9 protein-coding genes are annotated in these 6,951 nt (G+C 52.4%); 6 read left to right on the top strand and 3 right to left on the bottom strand.

The window, feature by feature from the left end:
• The 3 genes from NP77_RS19010 to NP77_RS19000 all read left to right on the top strand — a co-directional run.
• Positions 1 to 290: site-specific DNA-methyltransferase (locus tag NP77_RS19010; protein ID WP_231572344.1), on the top strand; the 290-nt coding region annotated here is incomplete at its 5' end.
• Positions 287 to 2,791 (top strand): Dam family site-specific DNA-(adenine-N6)-methyltransferase, encoded by a 2,505-nt coding sequence (locus NP77_RS19005; protein WP_039661288.1) that lies wholly within the window; start codon positions 287 to 289, stop codon positions 2,789 to 2,791. The genes NP77_RS19010 and NP77_RS19005, both read left to right, overlap by 4 nt.
• 177 nt (positions 2,792 to 2,968) lie before the next feature.
• A complete protein-coding gene (locus NP77_RS19000; RefSeq protein ID WP_039661287.1) occupies positions 2,969 to 3,781 on the top strand; it encodes a DUF4225 domain-containing protein in 813 nt (270 codons plus the stop codon).
• Here the strand turns inward: NP77_RS19000 and NP77_RS18995 are convergent.
• Positions 3,778 to 4,092, bottom strand: coding sequence for a hypothetical protein (locus NP77_RS18995; RefSeq protein WP_039661286.1), 315 nt, complete (start codon positions 4,090 to 4,092; stop codon positions 3,778 to 3,780). The genes NP77_RS19000 and NP77_RS18995 overlap by 4 nt on opposite strands.
• Before the next feature lie 137 nt (positions 4,093 to 4,229).
• The gene (locus NP77_RS18990; RefSeq protein WP_039661285.1) at positions 4,230 to 4,637 is read right to left on the bottom strand and encodes a hypothetical protein; all 408 of its coding nucleotides are present in this window, start codon (positions 4,635 to 4,637) and stop codon (positions 4,230 to 4,232) included.
• A gap of 193 nt (positions 4,638 to 4,830) precedes the next feature.
• Here NP77_RS18990 and NP77_RS18985 point away from each other — a divergent pair, with 193 nt between their 5' ends.
• Genes NP77_RS18985 through NP77_RS23340 form a run of 3 tightly spaced genes read left to right on the top strand, consistent with a single transcriptional unit; the run spans position 4,831 to position 6,309 of the window.
• Positions 4,831 to 5,412: a hypothetical protein gene (locus tag NP77_RS18985; protein ID WP_039661284.1), complete on the top strand. Its 582-nt coding sequence runs from the start codon at positions 4,831 to 4,833 to the stop codon at positions 5,410 to 5,412.
• 34 nt (positions 5,413 to 5,446) lie between these two features.
• Complete coding sequence (locus NP77_RS18980; RefSeq protein WP_039661283.1) at positions 5,447 to 5,731, top strand: PAAR domain-containing protein; 285 nt, start codon at positions 5,447 to 5,449, stop codon at positions 5,729 to 5,731.
• A 53-nt stretch (positions 5,732 to 5,784) separates the two neighbouring features.
• On the top strand, positions 5,785 to 6,309 hold the full coding sequence (locus NP77_RS23340; protein WP_052250672.1) for a hypothetical protein: 525 nt from the start codon (positions 5,785 to 5,787) through the stop codon (positions 6,307 to 6,309).
• Positions 6,310 to 6,450: 141 nt separating this feature from the next.
• Here the strand turns inward: NP77_RS23340 and NP77_RS18970 are convergent, their stop codons facing one another.
• Positions 6,451 to 6,873: a hypothetical protein gene (locus NP77_RS18970; protein WP_039661282.1), complete on the bottom strand. Its 423-nt coding sequence runs from the start codon at positions 6,871 to 6,873 to the stop codon at positions 6,451 to 6,453.
• Positions 6,874 to 6,951 lie beyond the last annotated feature (78 nt).

Genomic DNA, 6,951 nt, shown 5'->3' with positions numbered 1-6,951 from the left:
CCCGCCAGCACGAGAACGGCGGAAACAGCATGCAGGGCAACTATCATCCGACAGTAAAACCCGTCGCTCTGATGGAGTACCTGTGTCGCTTGGTCACGCCTGCTGGTGGCGTGATACTCGATCCATTCATGGGTAGCGGCACGACCGGCAAAGCCGCTGTGCGTAACGGATTTCGCTTCGTTGGCATTGAAATGGATGATGGCTACTTTGACATAGCCGTGAGCCGTATTAGTTTTGAGAAGCCACCAGCAGCGCTTGTGCGTCATGCCGCTGAAGAGGTGATCGCATGATTACTTACGGCTCTGTTTGTTCGGGCATTGAAGCGGCCAGCGTGGCGTGGGAAGGGCTGGGATGGAAAGCGGTATGGTTCGCGGAGATTGAAAAGTTTCCCGCGGCCGTACTGGCGCACCACTATCCCGCCATCCCTAACCTGGGCGATATGACAAAGATTGCCGCTGGCGTTCGCGCTGGCTCTATCCCTGCCCCCGCCGTGATGGTGGGCGGCACCCCGTGCCAGGCGTTCTCTATCGCCGGACTCCGTAAAAGCCTTGATGACCCACGCGGTCAACTCACTCTTGCCTATGTAGATTTAGCGAATGCCATTGACGAAAAAAGAGCTTCAAACGGCGAACCACCAGCCGTCCACCTGTGGGAAAACGTGCCGGGAAGTCTCAGCACCGAAGACAACGCGTTTGGATACTTCCTTGCCGGTATGGCTGGAGAAAATGAAGCGTTCGAACCAGGTCCAGAACCTGAACCAGGTAAACACGGACCCGGCTGGCGCTGGAAAAAAAGCGCCTGTAAGCACGTGGCAAAGTGGCCAAAGTCTGGTTGTGTTATTGGACGACAGCGCAAACTCGCCTGGCGACTGCTTGATGCCCAATACTTCGGAGTGGCCCAACGCCGCCGCCGTGTGTTCGTTGTCTCAAGTGCTCGAAACGACTTTGATCCCGCAGAAGTACTTCTTGAGTTCGACGGCGTGCGCCGGGATTCTCCGCCGAGCCGAAAATCGCCAGAGGAAACTACCGGAACTATTACTTCACGCGCTTCAGCAGGTGGCGGGCTTGGAGACTTCGAACTTAACGGCGGTTTGACAGTTGCTGGCCCTCTTACTGCATGTGGAACTGGAGTCGGTGGCCCTGATTTCTCTCATGCTGCAGCCGGTCATTTAATTTCTGCGTTTGGCGGTGGCAATTGCTCCGGGGCGCTGGATGTAGCAGCGTGCCTGACAGCCAAAGGTCAGCGCAATGATTTTGATGTTGAGACGTTTGCTGTGCAGAGTGCTACTGGTGAGGTAAGCCACACCCTGACCGCTGAAGGATACGATGCCTCTGAGGATGGTTCCGGGCGCGGCACGCCGACTGTTGCTTACGGCTTCCAGACGCGCATAGCGCGAAATGGCCGTGGCGACATGGCTGACGTTTGCCATGCGCTCAGCGCTGAATCGGGGGAAACGGGGAAAGGTGACGCTGCGCCGTGTGTTGCCCGATGTGTTGAACATGCCGCTTTTGCCGAGAACACACGTGGCGAGCTCCGGTTGTTTAACGGTGACGGCCAGATCACCGGCGCGCTGTCAGCGGGTGGAGGTAAACCCGGTCAGGGCTATCCATCCGTTGTCAGCCAGTGCGAAGTGCGTCGCCTGACGCCTAAAGAGTGTGAGCGTCTTCAAGGCTTCCCGGATGGCTGGACCCTGATCCCCGAAAAGAAGCGCAACACCCTTGCCGCTGATGAGCTCGCATACCTTCGCCTGACACACCCCGACATGCAAGAAGACGAGGCACACCGGCTGGCGGCTGATGGTCCTCGCTACAAAGCGATCGGGAACTCCATGCCCGTGCCGGTTATGCGCTGGATTGGGGATCGGATTGCTAATCAGATTATGCTGGTGGCGGATGAAATCGAGCCTCAGCCAGCAGCTCTTCCCGCTCCACCATCGGCAAAGAAAAAGCGTGCGCCGGCGCGCAGGATTGCGGACGACAAATACCCCCGCTCATTCCTGAAATGGGCGGGTGGCAAACACTCTGTACTGGATGAAATCAGGGCGATGCTTCCAACCGGCGATCGTCTCATTGAGCCCTTCGTCGGCAGCGGCACGGTCTTTATCAACGCAGGCTTTAAGCGCAACCTGTTGGGTGACGTTAACCCGGACCTGATTAACCTGTTCAATCAGCTGCAGGGCAATCCTGATGCCGTAATTAAGACGGCCTACCAGCTGGAGCGAGGCTGCATATCCGGTAAGGCACATGATGCAATCCGAACCGAATTTAACGGGCGCAAAGCACACGCTGTTCGCCATGCAGCGCTTTTCCTCGCGCTAATGCGCACCAGCTACAACGGTTTGTGCCGGTACAATCAAAAAGGCCTGTTTAACGTGGGCTGGAATAAAAAGGGTGAAGCGAACTACTTCCCGATGGATGAACTGGCGCACTTCACCGGCATGCAGAAAGAAATGACGTTTATGTGTGCCGGATTTGAGGATGTGATCGCGCAGGCGGGTGAAGGTGACGTAGTGTTTTGTGATCCGCCATATGAGCCTCTGCCGGACGAAGCCGGGTTTACGGCCTACAGTGGGACCTCATTCACGTTTGCGGATCAGGTGCGGCTGGTGGAGTGCCTGGTTGCAGCGCGGGACCGCGGGGCTAAAGTGGTTATCACAAACAGCAGCGCACCTGCCATTCTGCATCTATACATCAGCAATGGCTTCAGAATCGCCCCGCTGGCCACACGTCGATCTGTGTCCTGCAAAAGTGAGACGCGCAAAACAGTTAACGACATAATTGCCGCTCTCTGAAACGAACTAAACCCGCTTTATGCGGGTTTTTTGTCTTTGTTTGACTATCAGCAGAGCACGTATTTTTGATGCCAATTTTTATTGGATTATCATCGATAGCCGATGAAACGGTCTGCCATTGTTTACAGCAAGTAATCAGCGAGTATTATTGATGATGTAATGTACAGGGAGATAAAAATGGACGCAGCCTTGCTTGAAATGATGCGCTCAGGTGGAAGGAATAAAGCCTGGGCTGAAAAAATGGTCAACCTTGAAGCCAGAAAGCTGATTAATACAGCTAACAGGCTGTCAGCCTTACACCTTAACGATGGGCTTACCCGGATGCAGTTTGTCCAGGAAATAAAATCGGTTGTTGATAAGCAGTTTGCCGCCGCCCGACAAGCAAAATCTGATGAAGAATGTCTGGAGTGCGTTAAACAGCTAAGATCTGAAACAGAAAACCTTGAAGAGCAAGGAAGATTACTGCTCACAAAGGCAGCACAACTCTATGCCAAAGTGGAGTTTGTACGCGAAAACAACAAAATTGTGGGTTACATGATTTCCGCTGTTCATGTCGCGCTTTCAGGTTTTGCTGTTGTTGGCGGTGCTTTGATGATCGCGTCAATGACACCTCTTGGCGTACTGGCTGGTGCCGTTCTCGTTGTTGACGGGCTTAATGGCCTGTCGAAAGAACTTATTACCAACCTGTCTGACGTACAAACAGAAGGCATGTTTGCCGATGGGGCAATGCAGGCTGCAAAATTCATGGGATTTAAACCAGAGTCAGGACTGGCTTTCTACAATACGGTAACGCTCACAGCCAGTATTTATAGCGTTTGGGGGCTGGCGAGAAAGCCTGGCGCATGGCGGCTTTTCAGATGGCTGCCCCGTGATTACTTCCGTAAGATTGACACCATGAGCCGTCCAAAGCTGACCATGAAAATAATCGGCTGGGGTGTATCGGCTAAGGTGACATTCGATTTACTCAGCATAAGTAACCAATCAAGCTAAGCCTTTTTCGACCGCCAGTAGCGCCATGATTTCCAGGCCAGCACTGGCGGTTGAATAAACGTCACAATGACTACACCGAGCAGCAGAGATAAGCCTCCACCTAAAATGTATGGCTTAGTCGAGAAACAGAGAAGAAATACAAATACTAGCGTGCAGGCTGAAACCATCCATAACAGGACTCTAAATCTGTTTTTTAAATCCACTACTGCTTCGTCCAGCGTTCCACCATAGCTTTCAATATTATTTTTGATTTTTTTCAAATCAGCATCAGTAAAACCGGACTTCAATAACTCTGATTCATTAACTGTCATGGTGCTTTACCTTTCATCCTTAAAACGTTAAGTCATTCTAACGCAATTATATACGTGCATGACTCTCATACATCAACTTCCTTTGGCACTATAAAGGACTTCCGGATCATATAAATGTGTTAAGAAACCGCCAAATCTTAGGTTAGCTTCATCCCGGTATCCCAGAAGGCTGGTAGTGATTCTGCCGGAATGCCTCGCGGTGTATTTAGCAACTGTAGCGCCTGCTCCATCGTGATGTGCTCACAGGCATATTCACGGAAAAGATAGCCAACAAGCCCTGCCGCCTTTGCTTCTCTGGCCCTTACATTGTAAGCAGTCTGACATTCAGCACTCACACGGCTGGTTTCTTTGAAATAGTAGTCTCTTGCTCTCGCGTAACTGTCGGTGCAGGCCACCAGCACATTTGCAGCAACCACTTCATAGCGCCCTTGGCAATCTTCGCCACAGTCCAGCAACTGCACACCGGTTCTTTCAGATGATGCCAGCACGGTTTTCTGGATAGGCAGGCCAACAGTGGGGATCATTCGTCCATAAACATCATTCATTTTACGTTCCTTTTCGTCTGTAAGCGTCGGCACCACCTGCCGCGAAGCCAGACTATAAGGGAAAAGTGGCGAAAACTTAAATTAATTATTATAAAATCTTTATACTTTAAAATCATGTCAGGTTGCCGCCTTTCACCCTTCAAAATTACAAACCTCATATTCTCCCCGCTCCACTAACCAAATCGGATGAATTATGAGCAACCGTAAAGCCACGCATTTTGAGCTGTTCCATAACCTGAACATGGCACTGCGCGAAGATCCGCAGTTTTCCTATGAGTACGATTATTCGCGTGAAACGCGCACGCTGATGGAAACGCCGTATTGGCGTCTTACTCCGTCACAGCGCACCACGCGCAACACCATGATTGAGCAGACGATGGCAAATGCTACGGCGGAAGATACCCGCGTGCGCATGATGGCCATGCGTCCTGAACATCGCTATCTGCTGATCCCGGCTTACATCTGTCTGGCGACAACTGAGTTCTATATGGACATGAAGGACTCACTATCCGATGAGCCTGAGACCGTCGATCTTATGCCCGTCATGTGGTCCGCAATCTATGCGCTTAACCTGGGCCGCGATATGTCTACCGACGCCTGGAGCGAAATGTCTCCGGCAGACCAGCTGATGCAGATCAAATGGGTTGAGAAGGTACTGAGTACCGTCAAGCTGTCGCGCTATATCACCGATGCAAGCCGTGCCGTCTGGCTGGGTCTGTTCGTGACCTTCAGTGATATCCCGGATGATTTTTATGATCTGATGGAGTCGCAATGACCAGTAACGCGCGCTCCGGCGCCGGGGCGGTCTGATGCCTGCTGCCGGTACGCTGGATTCCGTTTGCTCCGGACACGGTTCATTCCCTTCGCGCCAGACTGCTGAGGCTGACGCTGGGCTGTCTATCAACGGCAAGTCCGTGCTGGTGGATGGCAAGCTGTTTAAGGACCACACGGACGGCAAAAGCACCCACAACGGTAAGGCGGTCTCTGGCCGTCCATGGTTCACCATCAATGGCAAAGGCATTGTGTGCGTTGACGATCAGGTTTCATGCGGATCGACAGTCGCAACAGGCGATGCCGGATTTCAGGTGAACTGATTGCCCTCTCTCATGCACGCAGCCGTCATGGCTGCGCTTACACAGGAATAACCATGTTCAGTGAAATCACCCTCATCGGCTGGCTTAAACGCGCTGTCGCCGTGGCGTTCTGCGCGGCTTTGCTGCTGCTGGGCCATAAGGGCTACGTGACAATTACGGACCATTTTGCGCACGTCGCGGAATTGGAGTCGAACAACACCACGCTAACCGCTAATAACAAAACGCTCACCGGCAATAACAGTACGCTGAAAACCGCGCTTTCGGATCAGCAGACGCAGTTGGCCACGCTGCAGCAGACACTGGCTAAGCGGGAAAAGGACCGGCAGGAATACGTGCAGAAACAGGCGGAGCTGGAGCAGGAATTAGAGAAACTTAAAGAGGATAGTCAGAATGAAATTGATGAAATCAACCGTGCGATACTGCTTGCTGGTGTTAATCATACTGCTTTGCCTGCCAGCGTTATTCGCATGCTCCGGGACAAAGCCCGTGCCATTAACACCCGAAGTCGTGACGGTCACAAAGCTGGTGGAACTGCCGCCGCAGAAGGCACAGGTTTACCAGCCGTGCCAGGTGGATGAAAACATCCCCGGATTCACTGACCAATTACCCGCTTATGTGGCGCGGATACTGACATTAGTCGATGAATGCAACCGGCGAAATGGCCTGATATCAGACCATAACGTCAGCCTCTGAAAGCAGCCCTTCGGGGCTGTTTTTCTTTATGCCTCTGCGACGGTTTCGGCCTGATTTTCTACCATATAACCCGCTGCGACTTCTGGCCCGCCAATCTCCAGCATTATTTTACGCATGCCCGCCGCCAGGGAGCCGTCACCCTGATTAACCAGAAATTCACGCGCCGCGAGTGGCATGTAAATGGACGCTGTTACCGGGGTGTGCATCTGCTGCGTATTCCCTGCCCTGCGCCAGCGCGCCATACCGCGAATAGCGTCGTCCTCTAACGTCGGGCATGCCTCCATGATGATTTCAACGCCGTACATGATGACGATCTGCTTAGCCAGCGAACGTGGCTCTTTTTCGCTGAGCAGATAGTCCAGATGGTGACGGGCGTCGCGCTGGCTTCCGGTTGCTAATGTGTGGGATTTGGTGCCGTTGGCGTACTGAAAATAGAGCTTATAAGACATGAGGATTACCAGTGGTCAATTACATGCCGGAAAGGTACATCAAAACATAAAAATTATCCTTAGATTTTAAAATCTTTT

Origin of the sequence: Pantoea sp. MBLJ3 (assembly GCF_000816655.1) — a bacterium.
GTDB lineage: Bacteria > Pseudomonadota > Gammaproteobacteria > Enterobacterales > Enterobacteriaceae > Pantoea > Pantoea eucalypti.
Note: the sequence above shows the minus strand (reverse complement) of the source record. Positions and strands in the feature narration are given on the sequence as shown.

What these genes read in the sequence shown, in the direction of transcription:
- NP77_RS19005 (WP_039661288.1), top strand. Translation starts at nt 287, where the DNA reads ATGATTACTTACGGCTCTGTTTGTTCGGGCATTGAAGCGGCCAGCGTG.
- NP77_RS19000 (WP_039661287.1), top strand. Translation starts at nt 2,969, where the DNA reads ATGGACGCAGCCTTGCTTGAAATGATGCGCTCAGGTGGAAGGAATAAA.
- NP77_RS18995 (WP_039661286.1), bottom strand. Translation starts at nt 4,092, where the DNA reads ATGACAGTTAATGAATCAGAGTTATTGAAGTCCGGTTTTACTGATGCT.
- NP77_RS18990 (WP_039661285.1), bottom strand. Translation starts at nt 4,637, where the DNA reads ATGAATGATGTTTATGGACGAATGATCCCCACTGTTGGCCTGCCTATC.
- NP77_RS18985 (WP_039661284.1), top strand. Translation starts at nt 4,831, where the DNA reads ATGAGCAACCGTAAAGCCACGCATTTTGAGCTGTTCCATAACCTGAAC.
- NP77_RS18980 (WP_039661283.1), top strand. Translation starts at nt 5,447, where the DNA reads ATGCCTGCTGCCGGTACGCTGGATTCCGTTTGCTCCGGACACGGTTCA.
- NP77_RS23340 (WP_052250672.1), top strand. Translation starts at nt 5,785, where the DNA reads ATGTTCAGTGAAATCACCCTCATCGGCTGGCTTAAACGCGCTGTCGCC.
- NP77_RS18970 (WP_039661282.1), bottom strand. Translation starts at nt 6,873, where the DNA reads ATGTCTTATAAGCTCTATTTTCAGTACGCCAACGGCACCAAATCCCAC.